At 70.0% G+C, this 18047-nt stretch carries 18 protein-coding genes; 11 read left to right on the top strand and 7 right to left on the bottom strand.

Translation table 11 applies throughout. The features are described from left to right. Positions 1–281: 281 nt before the first annotated feature. Positions 282–1784, bottom strand: a complete 1503-nt coding sequence (mmsA, locus tag ACFW01_RS25235) for a CoA-acylating methylmalonate-semialdehyde dehydrogenase (RefSeq protein WP_384506804.1) — start codon at positions 1782–1784, stop codon at positions 282–284. A gap of 349 nt (positions 1785–2133) precedes the next feature. Between mmsA and ACFW01_RS25230 the strand changes: the two genes are divergently transcribed. The 5 genes from ACFW01_RS25230 (at position 2134) to ACFW01_RS25210 (ending at position 5456) form a co-directional block, all read left to right on the top strand. Continuing rightward, positions 2134–3597 carry a condensation domain-containing protein gene (locus ACFW01_RS25230; RefSeq protein WP_384506976.1) on the top strand — a complete coding sequence of 488 codons (1464 nt, stop codon included), beginning with the start codon at positions 2134–2136 and terminating at the stop codon, positions 3595–3597. 223 nt (positions 3598–3820) lie between these two features. Beyond that, the gene (locus ACFW01_RS25225) at positions 3821–4045 is read left to right on the top strand and encodes a hypothetical protein (protein ID WP_384506801.1); all 225 of its coding nucleotides are present in this window, start codon (positions 3821–3823) and stop codon (positions 4043–4045) included. 56 nt (positions 4046–4101) lie between these two features. Beyond that, on the top strand, positions 4102–4458 hold the full coding sequence (locus ACFW01_RS25220) for a hypothetical protein (RefSeq protein WP_234960254.1): 357 nt from the start codon (positions 4102–4104) through the stop codon (positions 4456–4458). Between the two features lie 152 nt (positions 4459–4610). Continuing rightward, positions 4611–4874: a hypothetical protein gene (locus tag ACFW01_RS25215; RefSeq protein ID WP_384506798.1), complete on the top strand. Its 264-nt coding sequence runs from the start codon at positions 4611–4613 to the stop codon at positions 4872–4874. A gap of 243 nt (positions 4875–5117) precedes the next feature. Beyond that, positions 5118–5456, top strand: coding sequence for a hypothetical protein (locus ACFW01_RS25210; RefSeq protein WP_384506795.1), 339 nt, complete (start codon positions 5118–5120; stop codon positions 5454–5456). 192 nt (positions 5457–5648) lie between these two features. On the opposite strand, the gene ACFW01_RS25205 is transcribed toward ACFW01_RS25210, so the two are convergent. The 3 genes from ACFW01_RS25205 to ACFW01_RS25195 form a co-directional block, all read right to left on the bottom strand. Then, complete coding sequence (locus ACFW01_RS25205; protein WP_384506792.1) at positions 5649–5927, bottom strand: hypothetical protein; 279 nt, start codon at positions 5925–5927, stop codon at positions 5649–5651. Between the two features lie 142 nt (positions 5928–6069). Continuing rightward, positions 6070–6351, bottom strand: coding sequence for a hypothetical protein (locus tag ACFW01_RS25200; protein ID WP_234960250.1), 282 nt, complete (start codon positions 6349–6351; stop codon positions 6070–6072). 180 nt (positions 6352–6531) lie between these two features. Next, the gene (locus tag ACFW01_RS25195) at positions 6532–7011 is read right to left on the bottom strand and encodes a hypothetical protein (RefSeq protein WP_234960249.1); all 480 of its coding nucleotides are present in this window, start codon (positions 7009–7011) and stop codon (positions 6532–6534) included. Positions 7012–7481: 470 nt separating this feature from the next. On the opposite strand from ACFW01_RS25195, the gene ACFW01_RS25190 reads away from it, so the two are divergent. Next, positions 7482–8294, top strand: a complete 813-nt coding sequence (locus tag ACFW01_RS25190) for a hypothetical protein (protein WP_234960248.1) — start codon at positions 7482–7484, stop codon at positions 8292–8294. A gap of 76 nt (positions 8295–8370) precedes the next feature. Beyond that, the gene (locus tag ACFW01_RS25185) at positions 8371–8646 is read left to right on the top strand and encodes a hypothetical protein (RefSeq protein WP_234960247.1); all 276 of its coding nucleotides are present in this window, start codon (positions 8371–8373) and stop codon (positions 8644–8646) included. A 103-nt stretch (positions 8647–8749) separates the two neighbouring features. Here the strand turns inward: ACFW01_RS25185 and ACFW01_RS25180 are convergent, their stop codons facing one another. Continuing rightward, positions 8750–9499, bottom strand: a complete 750-nt coding sequence (locus ACFW01_RS25180; protein ID WP_384506787.1) for a chaplin family protein — start codon at positions 9497–9499, stop codon at positions 8750–8752. A gap of 391 nt (positions 9500–9890) precedes the next feature. Here ACFW01_RS25180 and ACFW01_RS25175 point away from each other — a divergent pair, with 391 nt between their 5' ends. The 4 genes from ACFW01_RS25175 (at position 9891) to ACFW01_RS25160 (ending at position 13441) form a co-directional block, all read left to right on the top strand. Next, a complete protein-coding gene (locus ACFW01_RS25175; RefSeq protein ID WP_161326861.1) occupies positions 9891–10082 on the top strand; it encodes an AlpA family transcriptional regulator in 192 nt (63 codons plus the stop codon). A gap of 65 nt (positions 10083–10147) precedes the next feature. Further along, a complete protein-coding gene (locus ACFW01_RS25170) occupies positions 10148–10717 on the top strand; it encodes a GNAT family N-acetyltransferase (protein ID WP_384506783.1) in 570 nt (189 codons plus the stop codon). 117 nt (positions 10718–10834) lie between these two features. Then, positions 10835–11074, top strand: coding sequence for a heavy-metal-associated domain-containing protein (locus ACFW01_RS25165; RefSeq protein ID WP_122620018.1), 240 nt, complete (start codon positions 10835–10837; stop codon positions 11072–11074). 99 nt (positions 11075–11173) lie between these two features. Further along, positions 11174–13441 (top strand): heavy metal translocating P-type ATPase, encoded by a 2268-nt coding sequence (locus ACFW01_RS25160; protein WP_384506779.1) that lies wholly within the window; start codon positions 11174–11176, stop codon positions 13439–13441. A 645-nt stretch (positions 13442–14086) separates the two neighbouring features. Here ACFW01_RS25160 and ACFW01_RS25155 read toward each other — a convergent pair. Beyond that, positions 14087–15385, bottom strand: coding sequence for a citrate synthase (locus ACFW01_RS25155; protein WP_234960243.1), 1299 nt, complete (start codon positions 15383–15385; stop codon positions 14087–14089). A gap of 237 nt (positions 15386–15622) precedes the next feature. Further along, a complete protein-coding gene (locus tag ACFW01_RS25150) occupies positions 15623–17890 on the bottom strand; it encodes an ATP-dependent RecD-like DNA helicase (protein ID WP_384506776.1) in 2268 nt (755 codons plus the stop codon). Between the last annotated feature and the right edge of the window lie 157 nt (positions 17891–18047).

Genomic DNA, 18047 nt, shown 5'->3' with positions numbered 1-18047 from the left:
GTTTCCGATCGACTCGTGCGGCACGGTGCGCGGCGGAGCGCCACCGCCTCCGGTTCGCTCCCGCGGCAAGATGGAATACCGACGGAAACCAGTGCGTCAATGGGTGTTCGTCTACGGAATCAGTCGTCTGAGATGCACGTAGCTTTCGAAAACGGCATCGGATGCGTAGGCCCAGCGGCCGTTCCGGGTGCGCGGGATCCGTTGCGGACGGAGGAAAAAAATACGGCCGTCCGTATAACGGACGGCCGTACGGGGCTTCCCGGGCTTTCCCGGGGAGTGCCTCAGTGGGTGCGCGGGAAGCCCAGGTCCACGCCGGCGGGGGCGTCGGCCGGGTCCGGCCAGCGGGTGGTGACGACCTTGCCGCGGGTGTAGAAGTGCGTGCCGTCGTTGCCGTAGATGTGGTGGTCGCCGAAGAGCGAGTCCTTCCAGCCGCCGAAGGAGTGGTAGCCCACGGGGACCGGGATCGGGACGTTCACGCCGACCATGCCGGCCTCGATCTCCAGCTGGAAGCGGCGGGCCGCGCCGCCGTCCCGGGTGAAGATCGCGGTGCCGTTGCCGAACGGCGAGGCGTTGATGAGGGCGACGCCCTCCTCGTAGGTGTCCGCGCGCAGCACGCACAGCACCGGGCCGAAGATCTCGTCCTGGTAGGCCTTCGCCGTGGTCGGTACCCGGTCGAGCAGGGAGATGCCGATCCAGTGGCCGTCCTCGTGGCCGTCGACCGTGTGGCCGGTGCCGTCCAGGACGACCTCGCAGCCCTCGGCCGCCGCGCCCTCGACGTAGGAGGCGACCTTGTCGCGGTGCGCCTTGGTGATGAGCGGGCCCATCTCGGACGCCGGGTCGTTGCCGGGGCCGATCTTGATCTTCTCCGCGCGCTCGCGGATCTTCTCGACCAGTTCGTCACCGACGGCGCCGACCGCGACGACCGCGGAGATCGCCATGCAGCGCTCGCCCGCCGAGCCGTAGGCCGCGCTCACGGCCGCGTCGGCCGCCGCGTCGAGGTCGGCGTCGGGCAGCACCAGCATGTGGTTCTTGGCGCCGCCCAGCGCCTGCACGCGCTTGCCGTTGGCGGAGGCGGTGGTGTGGATGTAGCGGGCGATCGGGGTCGAGCCGACGAAGGAGACGGCCTTGACGTCCGGGTGCTCCAGGAGGCGGTCCACGGCCGCCTTGTCACCGTGCACGACGTTGAAGACGCCGTCCGGCAGCCCGGCCTCGGACAGCAGCTCGGCGATCCTGACGGCCGCCGACGGGTCCTTCTCGCTCGGCTTGAGCACGAAGGTGTTGCCGCAGGCGATGGCGAGCGGGAACATCCACATCGGCACCATGGCCGGGAAGTTGAACGGCGTGATGCCGGCGACCACACCGAGCGGCTGGCGGATCGAGGACACGTCGACGCGGGTGGCGACCTCGGTGGACAGCTCGCCCTTGAGCTGCACGTTGATGCCGCAGGCCAGGTCGACGATCTCCAGTCCGCGGGCGACCTCGCCGAGCGCGTCGGAGTGCACCTTGCCGTGCTCGGCGGTGATCAGCGCGGCGATGTCGTCGCGGTGCGCGTCCAGCAGCGACCGGAACCTGAAGAGGATCGAGGTGCGCTGTGCCAGCGAGGACTGGCCCCAGGCCAGGTACGCCTCCTTGGCGGCGGCGACCGCGGCGTCCACCTCGTCGACCGAGGCGAAGGCGACCTTGGTGGTGACCGCGCCGGTGGCCGGGTCGGTCACCGGCCCGTACGTGCCCGAGGCGCCTTCGGCGGGCTTGCCGCCGATCCAGTGGTTGACGATGTTCGTCATGACCGAGAACTCCTTCACAGATGGCGGCGACGGGTACCGACGTGCCGTTCGTACAGCGCAGGGCCTTCGACCACGGACGGTCCGGTCGCGGTCTGGGCCATGTCTCCATCTCACCAGGAGTGGGCCTTCCCATGCGCCCGACACAGTGTCTGCGGTTTGGGTGCGGGCGTAGACACATGTTGCGGGCGTACGGCGGGGCGGGGCGCCGTGAGCGCCCGCCGCACGGATGATTCGGCTCGTTGTTCGGATTGTCGCTCGTTGTACTGGAATGTGGGCGACACAGTGGCCGTCGCGTGTATGGGGCGCCGCCTTGATCAAGCTGGTGTCTTCTGCGAATGGAGACGCCGTCATGCGAGTTTGCGACATTCAGCGGTGTGAGGTGCGGCCGGGGCGGCTGGTCGAGTTCACCTTCAGTGAGGCGACGGTGGGGGCCATGGCGTCACTGGCGCCGGACCCGCGGCCGCCGGCGTATATCCAGGAGTCGCACATCAGGACGGCGCGGTCGGTCCGTGAGGGTGGATTGTTCGTGCCGACGTGGCTGGGGGCGGCGTTCGATCTGCCGGGCCGGGTGGATCTCGATGTGCTGGAGCGGGCATTGCGGGGCTGGACGCTGCGCCATGAGACGCTGCGCAGCGGCTTCAGGTGGGCCGGTGACGAGATGCAGCGGTTCACGCTGCGCGAGGGCGATGTCTCGCTGCGGCGTGAGGTGGTCGGTGACTTCGCGGACGCGGGCGCACTGGTCCGATATCTGCAGAACCGATTCGACACGGCGGCGGACGCGCTTCGCTGGCCGAACCTGATTTACACCGCGGTCGTCCGGGACGATTCCACGAGCGTGTACATGGCTTTCGATCACACGAACGTGGACGCCTACTCCCTGCAGCGCATTCCGGAGGAGATCCACGAGCTGTACACGGCGGGTCTCACGGGGCGGCCCGTGGCCGGGATGCCGACGGGGAGCTATGTCGATTTCTGCCGGCAGGAGCGGACGGACGCGGACGGGATCGGTGACACCCACGCGATCGTCGCACGCTGGCGGGAATTCATCGGCCGATGCGGTGGGCGGCTGCCGGCGTTCCCCGTCGATCTCGGCCTGCAGCCCGGTGATGTGCTTCCCCCGCAGAAGCTGGTGTGCGAGCCGCTCACCGACGCGCACGCGGCCGCGGCGTTCGAGGCGCACTGCCGGCCCTACGGCGGCAGCCTCGTGGGGATCCTGGCCGCGACGAGTCTGATCGTCCATGAGATCGGCAGCCAACCCGTCTACCGCACGGTCGTTCCGTTCCACACCCGGCTGAAGTCGGCGTGGTCGGATTCGGTGGGCTGGTACGTCGGGGGCGCACCCATCGAGGTGCCCGCGGCGCGGGACTTCCGCGGGGCGCTGGAGACGGTCCGCGCCGAGTTGCGGGCCAACCGGTCGCTGGCGCGCATCCCACTGGCCCGGGTACTGCCCCTGCTGGGCGGGGATTTCCGCCCGACCTCGCCCGACTTGTACTCGATCGTGTCGTACGTGGACGCCCGCCTGCTCCCCGGATCGTCCCGCTGGACCGAGAGCAAGGCGTACGGGCTGATCAGGGTTTCGTACGGCGACCAGGTGTGCGTATGGGTCAACCGGCTGCACGAAGGACTGTGGTTCGCCTGCCGCTACCCGGACACCGACGTCGCTTACAAGAACGTGCGCCGGTACGTCGAGATGCTGCGGGACGTGATCGCGTCCGTGTCCGCACATGACGCTTCCCCGCCGCGCAGCAGGCGCCCCGTTGACGCAACGCCCCTGCCTTTGAGCGGTGTTGGTGCGACGCCGGGACACACATGACAGCAAATTCACACGATGTGAAGTCATCTGATGCAGAGCAACCCAGCTTTTAATAGGGGGATTTACTGCCACTCGGTGACGCCGTCAATTCATTGACCCCGGAGAGGGACGCGCAGCACGGAAGGCCCTTGATTACTGATAGCGTTCGGCCAGTCACGGTAGGCAATCAGCCTCTCTGTACGAGCGAAAATCCGAGGGTCTTATGCGCAAGCTTCAGCATGTCGTGATCGCAGCGGTGGCAGCGGCGGGTGGCCTGTCGGCCGCCGGCGCCGGCACCGCCGTCGCCGACACCTCCGACAACGCGCCGAAGGTGTACGACCTCTACCGCCCCTACCAGGAGTGCAGCCCGCAGACGGTGTCCCAGAACGACGTCCCGATCGGCGTGCTCGGTATCGCCGGGACCCTGGACACGACCTGCGACCAGTACAACTACGACTTCTCCGGCTGAGCCCGGCCCGCCCGGCGCCCGGGTACGCCGCACTCCTACGAAGGAAAGCGCATCACATGTTCAGCAGGAAGAAGATGACGGCGGTCTCGGTGCTCGCCGGCGGTCTCGCCCTGGCCTGCGCCGGCCTCGCCCACGCGCACGCCGGGAAGGACCCGGGAACCTGCACTCGCGACCTCTTGGGTGGCTTCACCTGCAGCCAGCGGATCCACGGTCAGCTCTCCGAGGACGGTGAAGTCCCCCATCAGGAGACGTGCACGCCGGTGCAGCCCCTCACGCTGCCCGCCGCCCTGGGCCAGGGGCAGTTGCAGCTGGGCCCCAAGGTGACCTGTTCCCCCACGACGACGGGCGCGACCGACGAGGTCGAGAGCGGGCAGGGGCCGTTCGGCCTGCAGCCCCAACTCCTGCATGGGTGACCCTTCCGGCAGGCATGGCGCCTGAGCGGGCGGCGCGGCGCATGGGTCGACACGACGCGTTAGCACAGATCCCGACATATGACGAAATGCGTGTATAGGCTAACGCTCAGTAGTCAAGCCGGGCTTCGTGCCCGAGTACGGAAAGGTCACTCATGCGTAAGTTTCAGCGTGCCGCGGTCGTAGCCATGGCGGTTGCGGGGCTGTCGGCGTTCGGCGCCGGGGCCAGCTTCGCCGGCGAGGGCGACGCGCCCGCACCGGTCTCCGCCGTGGCCAACTCGTCGGCCAACGCGCTGGCGGTCAGTGGCGGTTACTACTTCACGCCGCCGGCGCAGCCGCAGGCCCAGCCGCAGGCCCAGCCGGAGCAGGAGCGGCACGCCGAGCCCGAGCAGTACGGCCACGAGGGCGAAGGCCAGTAAAGACGTTACCGAGAGTTCATTCTTTCGGTGCCGCCATGGGCCCACCGGCCCGTGGCGAACGCAGCCCGGACACGCCACAGTTACTCAGTGTGCGCGTCCGGGCTGCGGCCCATTCGGGCGCCGGTCGCAGCTCACAGCGCGTCCAGGCGCCGACTGATCGGTTCCGACACCTTCACGGGCCCGGGCGCACACCGGTCAACGGCAACCAGCGCCCGGGCCCTATCCGGTAAAGGAATGCAGCACATGTTCACTCCGCGGAAGATCGCCGCCATCTCGGGGATCGTCGGAAGTCTCGCCGCCGCCCTCTGCGCCGGCGCCGGGCACGCGTACGCGGACGGAGGCGCCGACGACTGCGAGAGCAGGGACGGGGTCTGCGTCCGCAAGAGCGAGACTCGTATCGACAAGGACGGCGAGCACATCCTGAGGCAGGATCAGAGCTGCTCGACGACCGACAGGCCGAACGTGGTCTTCCAGGAGCACCAACTGCTGGGCGACGGGGGGTCGGCCAGTGCCGGGCCGGTGGTGGACTGCTCCAACACGGCGAAGCTGCCGAAGGGGTTCAAGAAGCCGCACTTCGTATGAGCACTGCCGGCGAATGCCGGGCCGGGATCATTTCCGGCCCGGCATTTCTTTGCCCGCCCGCGAGATGTCCTTGCCCGCCCGCGAGCGATTACGACACGAACGAACACCGACGCCCAAGGGGCGCTCAACTCATGCAAAAAGCGGGCGTCCCGTAACCGGGACGCCCGCAGCCCACGCCTGTGGGCCGGACTTTCAGCCGCCGACCGCGTTGTTGCAGCCCATCGTCGAGCCCAGGGAGGCCTTCTGCGCGCCCGGGCTGCCCTCGCCGTTCAGCAGGTTGCCGCCCAGGCCGTTGCCGATGCCCACCTGACCGAGGATGTTGACGTTGCTGTCGTGCGACCCACAGCTGCTGGTCTGGCTGACGGTGTAACCGCCGTTGCCGCCCTGGTCGGCATGGGCGGTGCCGACACCCAGGAGCCCAGCGCTCCCGAACGCGGCGACGAGGACGGCGGCCATGCGGAGGTTGTGCATGTCATCTCCGGTGGAGTGAGGTGGAGAACGATCGGCTTTGGTACGGCAGCGAAGACTGATGCGAAAACGGTCCCGGCGCCTGCCCTGAGGGCCCGGTGCCGGGACCGTTCACTGGCTGACGCCGTGGCGTCGGCCCGGAAGGTCAGAAGGCGCTGTTGTTGCAGCCCATGGTGGAACCGAGGTGGGTGGACTGGGCGCCCGGGTTGCCCTCGCCGTTGAGGCCGTTGCCCAGCAGGCCGTTGAGGATGCCGACCTGGCCGAGGACGTCGAGGTTCAGGTCGTGCGACCGGCACTGCGAGCTCTGCGAGATCTTGAACTTGTCGCCCTCGCCACCATGACCCTGGTCGGCGTGGGCCGTGCCGCCCACGAGCCCGATGCTGCCGAGCGCGGCGACCAGAACGGCAACGTTGCGAAGCTTGCGCATTTCATCTCCGGTGAGGTGAGTGGGTGCGATCCGGGAGAGATCGACTTTGTACAGTGCTGGAGATTAATGCGAAATATGGACAAAAAGGGCAACGACGCGCCGCTCTCATCGTGACGCGGCAAAAGCACCCGAAAGACCTATCGCGTACTGCCGGGCCTCGACGCCCGGCCGCCGACTGCCCTACTGCGCCTGCGCGCTGGCGAGGGAGTTCGCCTGGCTGTTGGCCTGGGTGCAGTCGACGCCCCGGGTCTGGGAAGCGGCGAGCAGCGCGACCGGCACATTGGCGGCGAGCAGGTTCTGCGGGCTGCACTCCTGGGACGGACGGAACAGGTTGGCCTGCTGCACCGGACCCCCCTGCTTCGGCTGCGGGGCCTGCGGAGAAACCTGGGGGCTGATCTGCGGGTTCAGCTGAGGGTTGAGCTGCGGGCTGACCGTGGTGCCCCGCTGGGGAGCCGCCTGCTGCGGCGCCTGCGAGCCGTACGACTGCACGGACGCCTGCGCCGAGCTGGCCGAGGCGGCCTGGGCGTCCGGCTGCGAAACGGGCGTCGGCACGGCCCCGTTGTGGCCGACCGGAGTCACCGCGGCGCTGGGGCCGGCCCCGGCGGCGGTCAGACCGCCGGCCGCTGCGACGATGAGCGCGACGTGCTGAAGCTTGCGCATGAAATCCTTTGGCCCTTCATTGACCTGTGCACGGACTTGGCGAAATGCGTTATGCAACAGTGCAGTTGTGCTGCACTGCTGCCTTGGACGGCTGCAATGGACCGTCATTACCTGCCCCGTGCGGAACGAGGTGGGCGAGAGCCCGGATACGGGCTCGGCGCCGCCGTCACCCGTTTGACGCAAGGGGCGCGCGGGCCTGGCACCAACTCCCTTTCTGACAGCGGCAAATGGGTGACGGGCTTTCCTGTGCCGTGACCAGGATGAGGAAACCCTCGTTCCCCGTGGGGAGGGCAGCGTCCGTGGACCTGAGCAGGGGAGCAGGGGATTCGCTGCTGACTCCGACGCGAAGTCCGCGTGCTGCTCAACTCTGACCGCTGCTGACGAGGCGGTGCGAGTATCGCGCCGACTGCACGCGTGACGCGCTGAATTCAGTGGATTTCCAGTTCAGGTATCGAAGGGCCGAGGGTTTCATGCGCAAGCTTCACAAGGTCGCGCTCGTGGTGGCAGCAGCCGGCGGTCTGACCGCCGCCGGCGCCGGCGCCAGCCACGCCGCACCCGTCGGACAAGTCGGTGCCGCTCCAGCATCGACTCCTGACTACCCGGCCACGTACGCCGCCCCGCAGCCCCAGCCGACCGGCCCCTACGCCGCGGCCGGGACGCAGGGAACGGCTCAGGCCACCGCCACGCCGCAGCAACAGCAGTACGCTGCTCCGGCACCGCAGCCGTACCCACAGCCGGCGCCCCAGCCGTACGCCCAGCCGGCACCGCAGCCATACGCCCAGCCCGCACCGCAGCCGTACGCCCAGCCGGCACCGCAGCCGGCACCTCAGCAGTACGCCGCGCCGGCACCGCAGCCGTACGCCCAGCCCGCGCCCCAGCCGTACGCTCCGCCGGCGCCCCAGCAGACGGGCCACGCCTACGCCGCGGCCTCCTCGCACGGGACGGCACAGGCCTCCACCTCGCCCTACCAGCAGCAGGCGGCCCCCATGCAGGCGGCTCCCATGCAGGCGCCCCAGGCCGCCCCCGCGCAGCCGCAGGTCGTGCCGCAGGTCGTGCCACAGGTGATGCCGCAGGTCGCCCCCCAGGTGGCCATGCCCCAGGGCTTCGCGGCAGAGCCCCCCGCGCAGGTCGCCCCCCAGTTGAACCCGCAGGTGAACCCCCAGGTGAACCCGATCCTCAACCCGCACATCTCGCCGGCGGACGCACCGCAGCTGTCCCCGGTCGGCCTCGGACAGGTCGCGGCACCCCCGCTCGGCCAACTGGGGCTCCCCCGACTCGGCTGACGGCCCTCCGGCGCAGCCGCCCGCAATCGACACTCCTGTGTTCCGACACCCCATCCGCTCGACCAACGGAGAACCCATGCGCACGTTTCAGAAGGCAGTCCTCGTGAGCGCCCTGCTCGGCAGCGTCGGCGCCCTCACCGCCACCACTGCCGTCGCCGCCGACGACTGGGGCCGCGACCTCGACATCACGCAGGGCACCGAGTGCCGTTCGCACGACATGAACATCGAGGTGCTCGGCAGCGTCGGCGCCCTCACCGGCCTGGCGGGCAACATCCTGAACGGCGAAGGCAACCCGGGCGCACAGCAGAACCACCTCGGTTCCGACATGGGCTGCAACAGCCAGGCGCTCTGACGTCTCCCCCGGCCGAGCGCCGGGGTCAGTGCGGCCGCAACACGCCATGGGCACCGGAAGGATGCGACATCCCTTCCGGTGCCCAGCCTGTGCGGCGTCCGGGTCAGCGGGTGGCATCCGGGCGGAAGCGGCGGTACAGGACACCACCCGCGAGGAGCAGCGCGGCACTCCCGGCGACGGCGCCGGCCGTGAGGTCCGCTCCGGTGTGGGCCAGTACGGGCGCGGCCGGCTCGGGGCCGGGCTGGGTCCAGACGTGGGCCGGAGTCTTGGGGGCCGGGGTACTCGGGACCGCACGCTCCGGGGCGGCAGGCTCCGGGGCCGGGGTGTTCGGGGCCGGTCGGGCCTCGTCGTCGGGGCCGTTGACGGACTCGTTGCCGAAGACCGGGTTGCCCAGGCCGACCACACTGACGCTGTTCCCGGACACGTTCACCGGCAAGTCGACCGGGAGTTGAAGACCGTTGCCGGAGAGCAGCCCGGGCGAATCGGCAGTGTGGCTCTGAGCCGACGCACCGCTGGAGGCCGCCTCTCCGGTGCTCTCCGGAGAACTGGCGCTGGAGGCGGCCGTTCCGCTGCCGCCCGGCGAACTGCCGTTCCTCGCACCGCTTTTGTTCGCGCAGGAGTTGCCCGCGGCCGGGTTGAGCAACCCCGCGACGTCCACCGTGTTGCCGCAGATGTTCACCGGCACGTCCACCGGGACCTGGATGGCGTTGCCGGAGAGCAGCCCGGGCGAGCCGTCCGCCGCGGCGTCGGCGCCGGCTCCGTCGGCCGCGAAGGCGGAGGACACCGGTAGTGCCAGGGCCATCACGCCGGACGCGGCGGCGGCGAGTACACCGTTTCGGGTAGCCAGTCCCATGAGTTTCTGCCTTCCTGACGATTCGCGGGCAATCACCCGCGCCCCGTCAAACGTGAGGGAGCCCGGCAGAGTTATGGGTAACGCTTTCGAAGCCACCCTCGGGCACTAGTCTTCAGGCGCCTCGCCGCCCGGAAGAAGCTGGAAAGGAGCCTCCGGAAACGACAGACGGCGGGTAATGCGGAGCCGGTCGCGGCCGTGTCACAAGTACCACCGTCGTGTCACAACTGTTGTGCCTTAACGGACCTTCCGTCACAGGCGCGCACGGGCCCTCTCCGGCCGTCACTCCCGGTCGTTCACCCGGCACACGCTTGGTGATCGCCAGCGCAGCGCCCGGCTCCCCCCGGTGGCCGTCCCCGGCCGCCGCCGCGGCGCGCGCGGGGAGGTGCGACTAGTGACCGACCGAAGGCTCTGGTCCTACAAGGACATCGCGGCCCACATCCGGGTGCAGCCCGACACCGTGCGGTCCTACCGCAAGCACGGACTGCTGCCGCCGCCCGACCACGTGGAGGGCGGCAAGCCCTACTGGTACGCGGACACGATCCGGGCCTGGGTGGCGTCCCGTCCGCGCAACCGGAACCGGTAGAGGGCCCGGGACGCGCGGGGAAAACCGTTCTGTGCCCCACCGCCGCGTGGGGCACAGTGCCGCCCATGGACTTCTCAGCGAAACCCGTCCTCACCGGCGAGCGGACCGTCCTGCGGCCGTTCACCGCGCGGGACGCGGACGTGATGTGGGAGATCGTCAACGACCCCGAGGTCGTCCACTTCACGTTCGAGCCCGGCACCGAGATCACCCGGGAACGGCTGCGCTCCTGGTACGGCGTGCGCACCGCCGACCCCGACCGCCTGGACCTCGCCGTCACCGACCGCGCGACCGGCGAACTCGTCGGCGAGGTCGTCCTGTACGACTGGGATCCGGCCGCCCGCAGCTGCACCTTCCGCACCCTCATCGGGGCCCGGGGCCGCGGCCGAGGGCTGGGCAGCGAGGCGACCCGGCTCATCGTCGGCCACGCCTTCGAGCGGGTCGGCCTGCACCGCGTCCAGTTGGAGGTCTACGCCCACAATCCGCGGGCCCGCCGGGTGTACGAGAAGGCCGGTTTCGTGGTGGAGGGGATACGCCGGGAGGCGGCCCTGCGCGACGGCGTGTGGGTGGACGACGTCCTGATGGCGGTCCTCGACCACGAGTGGACCGTGCACGGAGGCGTCGCGGGTGACGGGTGAGGCCGAGTGGGGCCCGGCGAGGTCCGCTTCGATACCCCCTAGGGGTACAGTGGAACGCAAGTGGTCCACGCTGGACCACGGGTACCCGCCGTGCACACCCCGACGAGGAGTAACGACATGACCGCCCAGACCGACACCCAGGGCTCCGTCACCACCGTCTACAAGGTGAGCGGAATGAGTTGCGGACACTGCGAGGGCGCCGTCTCCGGCGAGATCTCCGAGATCGCGGGCGTCACCTCGGTGCAGGCCGTCGCGTCCACCGGCGAGGTCACCGTCGCCTCCGGGGCACCGCTGGACGACGACGCCGTGCGCGCCGCCGTGGACGAGGCCGGCTTCGAGCTCGTCGGCCGGGCCTAGGGGTATCGGCCCAGCACCGACGCTGCGGCGCCCCGCAGTAGCCATCGTCCCCCGGCCGGGCCGCGTACGGTCCGGCCGGACCCGTCTGGAGCCCGGACCATGACCAGCACCACCGCGGACACCGCCACGACCGCCCAGGCCGCCGAACCGGACCTCGCCGAGGTCGAGCTGCTCATCGGCGGGATGACCTGCGCCGCCTGCGCGGCCCGGGTCGAGAAGAAGCTCAACCGCATGGACGGCGTGACCGCCACGGTGAACTACGCGACCGAGAAGGCCCGGATCACCCACCCGGCGAGCACCACCGTCGCCGACCTGATCACCACCGTCGTACGCACCGGGTACACCGCCGAGGAGCCCGCGCCGCCGCCGGAGCCCGAGAGTCCCGAGGACGCGGCGGCGTCCGGACCCGCCGTCGATCCCGAGTCGGCCGCCCTGCGCGGACGTCTGATCGTCTCCGCCCTGCTCGCCGCCCCCGTGGTGCTGCTGGCGATGGTCCCGGCGCTGCAGTTCGACAACTGGCAGTGGCTCTCGCTCACCCTGGCGGCGCCGGTCGTCGTCTGGGGCGGGCTGCCCTTCCACCGCGCCGCCTGGACCAACGTCCGGCACGGCGCGGCCACCATGGACACGCTGGTCTCGCTCGGCACGCTCGCGGCGTTCGGCTGGTCGCTGTGGGCGCTGTTCTTCGGGGACGCGGGCATGCCGGGCATGCGGCACGGCTTCGACCTCACCGTCTCCCGCACCGACGGCGCCTCCGCGATCTACCTGGAGGCCGCCGCCGGGGTCACCGTCTTCCTCCTGCTCGGCCGCTGGCTGGAGGCCCGCTCCAAGCGCCGGGCCGGGGCCGCGCTGCGGGCGCTGATGGAGCTGGGCGCGAAGGACGTCGCCGTCCTGCGTGAGGGCCGCGAGGTGCGGATACCGGTGGCCCGGCTGGCGGTCGGCGACCGCTTCGTCGTCCGGCCGGGCGAGAAGATCGCCACCGACGGGACGGTGACCGAGGGCACCTCGGCGGTGGACGCCTCACTGCTGACCGGCGAGTCCGTGCCGGCCGACGTGGGCGTCGGCGACGCCGTCACGGGCGCCACGGTCAACGCCGGGGGCCGGCTGGTGGTCGAGGCGACCCGGGTCGGCGCGGACACCCAGCTGGCCCGGATGGCGCGGCTCGTGGAGGACGCGCAGAGCGGCAAGGCCGAGGTGCAGCGGCTGGCCGACCGGGTGTCCGGGGTCTTCGTGCCCGTCGTGCTGCTGATCGCGGCCGCCACCTTCGGCGGGTGGCTGGGGGCAACCGGGGACACCGTCGCCGCGTTCACCGCCGCCGTCGCCGTACTGATCATCGCCTGCCCGTGCGCGCTGGGCCTGGCCACGCCGACCGCCCTCATGGTGGGCACCGGCCGGGGCGCCCAGCTCGGCATCCTCATCAAGGGTCCCGAGGTCCTGGAGTCCACCCGGCGGGTCGACACGGTCGTCCTGGACAAGACCGGCACCGTCACCACCGGCCGGATGACCCTGCACGAGGTGTACGCCGCCGAGGGCACCGGCGAGGAGGCGGTGCTGCGGCTCGCGGGCGCCGTCGAGCACGCCTCCGAACACCCGGTCGCCCGCGCCGTGGCGGCCGGCGCCGAGGAGCGGGTCGGCCCGCTGCCGGACGTCGCGGACTTCGTGAACGTCCCCGGGCGCGGCGTGCGCGGGCGCGTGGAGGGCCGTGAGGTGGCCGTGGGGCGCCTCCACGACGAGCTGCCGCCCGAGGTGGCCCGCGCCAGGGACGAGGCCGAGAGCAAGGGCCGTACGGCCGTCGTGGTCGGCTGGGACGGCGCGGCGCGCGGCGTGCTCGCCGTGGCGGACGCCGTCAAGGAGACCAGCGCCGAGGCGGTGGCCGAACTGCGGCGGCTGGGCCTCACGCCCGTGCTGCTGACCGGCGACCACCGGCGCGTCGCCGAGTCCGTCGCCGCCGCCGTCGGCATCGACGAGGTGATCGCCGAGGTGCTGCCCGAGGAGAAGGTCGCCGTGGTGGAGCGGCTGCGGGCGGAGGGCCGTACGGTCGCCATGGTCGGGGACGGCGTCAACGACGCGGCCGCGCTGGCCACCGCCAACCTGGGGCTGGCGATGGGCACGGGGACGGACGCGGCGATCGAGGCGGGCGACCTGACGCTGGTCCGCGGCGACCTGCGGGTGGCGGCGGACGCGATCCGGCTGTCCCGGCGGACCCTCGCGACGATCAAGGGAAACCTCGTGTGGGCCTTCGGCTACAACGTGGCCGCGCTGCCGCTGGCCGCCGCCGGGCTGCTGAACCCGATGATCGCGGGGGCGGCGATGGCCTTCTCCTCGGTGTTCGTGGTCACCAACAGCCTGCGGCTGCGGGCGTTTCACTGAGGTCTCGATGCGGTGGCCCCTCTGGAGTCCGGCACGTACCTCACATAAGCTCTTCACAAGGCTCGCGCATCTTCCTTACGCTGGAGCCCCGGTCGACGTATCGGGTCTCTTGCGCCGGTAAGGGACATATGCAGCATATGCAAGAGACGCAGATCACAGTGATGCGAACGTAACCATCGAAGGGGTTCGAAGGTCTAAGTTGGCGATGTCAGGGAGCGTCTTGGGGGGCGTGAACTGGCATCTGGGGATGTCTTGGGGGACTTTCCCAGAGCTGCGTTGCCGGGACACGTACACCGGAGAGCTTTGAGCGGCCCTCCCGGGCGTGCGCTGTCCCGGCAGACCGCACGACACGTATGAACGCACGACACGTACGAGTACGACGCGTACGAGCACGACACAGCGAATTCAGGCGCTGTCCTCACAGACGCCCGGCCGGATCCCGTGGGGGGAATCCGCACCGGGACATGGGAAGGCGCCCTGGATCGTCGGCCCGTGGGGGGACCGGCGCCAGGGCGCCTTCTGCTGTTCCGGGACACGGACGCGACGGTGCGCGCGCACTCCGGACACGAGGGACACGAGAGAGCCCCGTACCGCTTCGGGGCGGTGCGGGACTCTCCTGGTGCGCGTGCGGGGGTGCCTTGCGGCTCAGCGCTCCTCGACCGGGACGAAGTCGCGCTCGACGACGCCGGTGTAGATCTGGCGCGGGCGGCCGATGCGGGAACCCGGCTCCTTGATCATCTCGTGCCACTGGGCGATCCAGCCCGGAAGGCGGCCGAGGGCGAACAGGACCGTGAACATCTCGGTCGGGAAGCCCATGGCCCGGTAGATCAGACCGGTGTAGAAGTCGACGTTCGGGTAGAGGCTGCGCGAGACGAAGTAGTCGTCGGAGAGCGCGTGCTCCTCCAGCTTCAGGGCGATGTCCAGCAGCTCGTCGGACTTGCCGAGGGCGGAGAGCACATCGTGCGCGGCGGCCTTGATGATCTTGGCGCGCGGGTCGAAGTTCTTGTAGACCCGGTGGCCGAAGCCCATCAGGCGGACGCCGTCCTCCTTGTTCTTCACCTTGCGGATGAAGGAGTCGACGTCGCCGCCGGCGTCGCGGATGCCCTCCAGCATCTCCAGCACCGACTGGTTGGCGCCGCCGTGCAGCGGGCCCCAGAGGGCGTTGATGCCGGCCGAGATCGAGGCGAACATGTTGGCCTGCGAGGAGCCGACCAGGCGGACCGTGGAGGTCGAGCAGTTCTGCTCGTGGTCCGCGTGCAGGATCAGCAGCTTGTCCAGGGCGGAGACCACGACCGGGTCGAGCTCGTACTCCTGCGCCGGGACGGAGAAGGTCATCCGCAGGAAGTTCTCGACGTAGCCGAGGTCGTTGCGCGGGTAGACGAACGGGTGGCCGATCGACTTCTTGTACGCGTAGGCCGCGATCGTCGGAAGCTTCGCGAGCAGCCGGATGGTGGAGAGGTTGCGCTGGCGCTCGTCGAACGGGTTGTGGCTGTCCTGGTAGAAGGTCGACAGCGCCGAGACCACCGACGACAGCATGGCCATCGGGTGGGCGTCGCGCGGGAAGCCCTTGTAGAAGTTCTTGACGTCCTCGTGCAGCAGGGTGTGCTGCGTGATGTCGCCCTTGAACGAGGAGAGCTGGTCGACGGTGGGCAGCTCGCCGTTGATCAGCAGGTAGGCGACCTCCACGAAGGAGGAGCGCTCGGCCAGCTGCTCGATCGGGTAGCCGCGGTACCGGAGGATGCCGGCCTCGCCGTCCAGATAGGTGACGGCGGATTTATAAGCGGCGGTGTTGCCGTAGCCGCTGTCCAGCGTCACCAGACCGGTCTGGGCGCGGAGCTTCCCGATGTCGAAGCCCTTGTCGCCGACGGTGCTGTCGATCACCGGGTAGGTGTACTCGTCGTCGCCGTACCGCAGTACTACCGAGTTGTTGGTGTGCTCGCTCACGTCTTCCCTCACCGACGTAGTGCCTCATCTTCGAGGTGCCCTGACTGTCTCTACCATCCCCCACTTGGCTCAGGAGAGTGCACTCGGGGTCGACCATCGGGCCTATCGGCGGCACTCAGTGCCGCCAACTTGCTCATCCTGCCCCCTCTTTCCCCCTTCCGGAAGTGCTCTGTGACCTTTGCGACTCGTTTGATCGATCATTTTTTTCACACGGGTCAGGAGGTTTACCGGAAGGTTTCAGGGGCGAGGGCCCGCCAGCCGGAAGTCGAGCGCCGTACAGCGCCGCCCGGCCGAGACCGTGCGCACCGCCTGCCCGATCGCCTTGCGGGAGCCGACGAGGACGACCAGCTTCTTGGCCCGGGTGACCGCCGTGTACAGCAGGTTCCGCTGGAGCATCATCCAGGCGCCGGTGGTCACGGGGATGACGACCGCCGGGTACTCGCTCCCCTGGGAACGGTGGATGGTCACCGCGTAGGCGTGGGCCAGTTCGTCCAGTTCGTCGAATTCGTACGGAACCTCCTCGTCCTCGTCCGTCAGTACGGTGAGGCGCTGGTCCACCGGGTCGAGTGAGGTGACCACGCCGACGGTGCCGTTGAAGACGCCGTTCTCACCCTTCTCGTAATTGTTGCGAATCTGGGTGACCTTGTCGCCGACCCGGAAGACACGGCCGCCGAACCGCTTCTCCGGCACGTCGGGGCGGCCCGGGGTGACGGCCTGCTGGAGCAGTCCGTTCAGCGTGCCCGCGCCGGCCGGTCCGCGGTGCATGGGAGCGAGGACCTGGACGTCCCGGCGCGGGTCGAGGCCGAACTTGGCGGGGATACGGCGGGCGGCGACGTCCACGGTGAGGCGGCCGGCCTCCTCCGTGTCGTCCTCGACGAAGAGGAAGAAGTCCTTCATGCCGTCGGTGACGGGGTGCTGCCCGCCGTTGATGCGGTGGGCGTTGGTGACCACGCCCGACTGCTGCGCCTGCCGGAAGACCCGGGTGAGCCGGACGGCCGGGACGGGACCGCCGTCGGCGAGCAGGTCCCGCAGCACCTCCCCCGCGCCGACGCTGGGCAGCTGGTCGACGTCACCGACGAGCAGCAGGTGGGCGCCCGGGGGGACGGCTTTGGCGAGCTTGTTGGCGAGGAGGAGATCGAGCATGGACGCCTCGTCCACCACGACGAGGTCGGCGTCGAGCGGCCGGTCCCGGTCGTAGGCGGCGTCGCCGCCGGGCTTGAGCTCCAGCAGCCGGTGGACCGTGGACGCTTCTGTGCCGGTCAGCTCGGCGAGGCGCTTGGCGGCCCGGCCGGTCGGGGCGGCGAGGACCACCTTCGCCTTCTTGGCGCGGGCCAGCTCGACGATCGAGCGGACGGTGAAGGACTTGCCACAGCCGGGGCCGCCGGTGAGGACTGCGACCTTCTCGGTGAGGGCGAGCTTGACGGCCGCCTCCTGCTCGGGGGCGAGATCGGCACCCGTGCGCTGCTTCAGCCACCCGAGCGCCTTGTCCCAGGCCACGTCCTGGAAGCCGGGCATCCGGTCCTCGTCGGTGCGCAGGAGGCGGAGCAGCTGGGCGCTGAGGGACAGCTCGGCGCGGTGGAAGGGGACGAGGTAGACGGCGGTGACGGGGTCGCCGCCCTCCGGGTCGGGGATCCGCTCGCGCACCACGCCGGGGTCGTCGCCGTCCTCCGCCGGCTCGGCCGCCAGTTCGGCGAGGCACTCGATGACGAGGCCGGTGTCCACCTGGAGCAGCTTCACCGCGTCGGCGATGAGCCTCTCCTCGGGGAGATAGCAGTGCCCCTGGTCGGTCGCCTGCGAGAGCGCGTACTGGAGCCCCGCCTTCACCCGGTCCGGGCTGTCGTGGGGGATGCCGACGGACTGCGCGATCTTGTCGGCGGTGAGGAAGCCGATGCCCCAGACGTCGGCGGCGAGCCGGTAGGGCTGGTTCTTCACGACGGAGATCGACGCGTCCCCGTACTTCTTGTAGATGCGGACCGCGATCGACGTCGACACCTCGACGGTCTGGAGGAAGACCATGACCTCCTTGATCGCCTTCTGCTCCTCCCAGGCGTCGGCGATCTTCTTGGTCCGCTTGGGTCCGAGGCCTGGGACCTCGATGAGCCGCTTGGGCTCCTCCTCGATGATGGTGAGCGTGTCCAGCCCGAAGTGCTGCGTGATCCGGTCGGCGAAGACCGGCCCGATGCCCTTGACCAGGCCGGAGCCGAGGTAGCGCCGGATGCCCTGGATGGTGGCCGGCAGGAGGGTCGTGTAGTTCTCCACGTGGAACTGCTTGCCGTACTGGGGATGCGACCCCCAGCGTCCCTCCATCCGCAGGGACTCCCCGGCCTGCGCGCCGAGCAGCGCGCCGACGACGGTGAGCAGATCACCGGCGCCGCGGCCGGTGTCGACACGGGCGACCGTGTAGCCGTTCTCCTCGTTGGCGTACGTGATGCGTTCCAGGACGCCGGTGACTTCGGCGAGACCCGGCCGGCTCCCCCGGTCCGCACCACTTTCCGCGCCGGACACCGCCCCACCTGCCCCTTCGCGCCCTTGTTCCGAGTACTGGAAGGAGGCTACCGGCAGCCGCTGACATTGATCCTGATAGTCAGGTTCCGGTGGTCGTGACTCTGCCGCTGACTGAGGTCCTGCTGGACTGTCCTCTGGCTGTTCTGTCCGGCCACCG

This window comes from Streptomyces sp. NPDC058985, from assembly GCF_042740985.1.
Lineage (GTDB): Bacteria > Actinomycetota > Actinomycetes > Streptomycetales > Streptomycetaceae > Streptomyces.
This window is presented reverse-complemented; position numbering and strand designations above follow the sequence as displayed.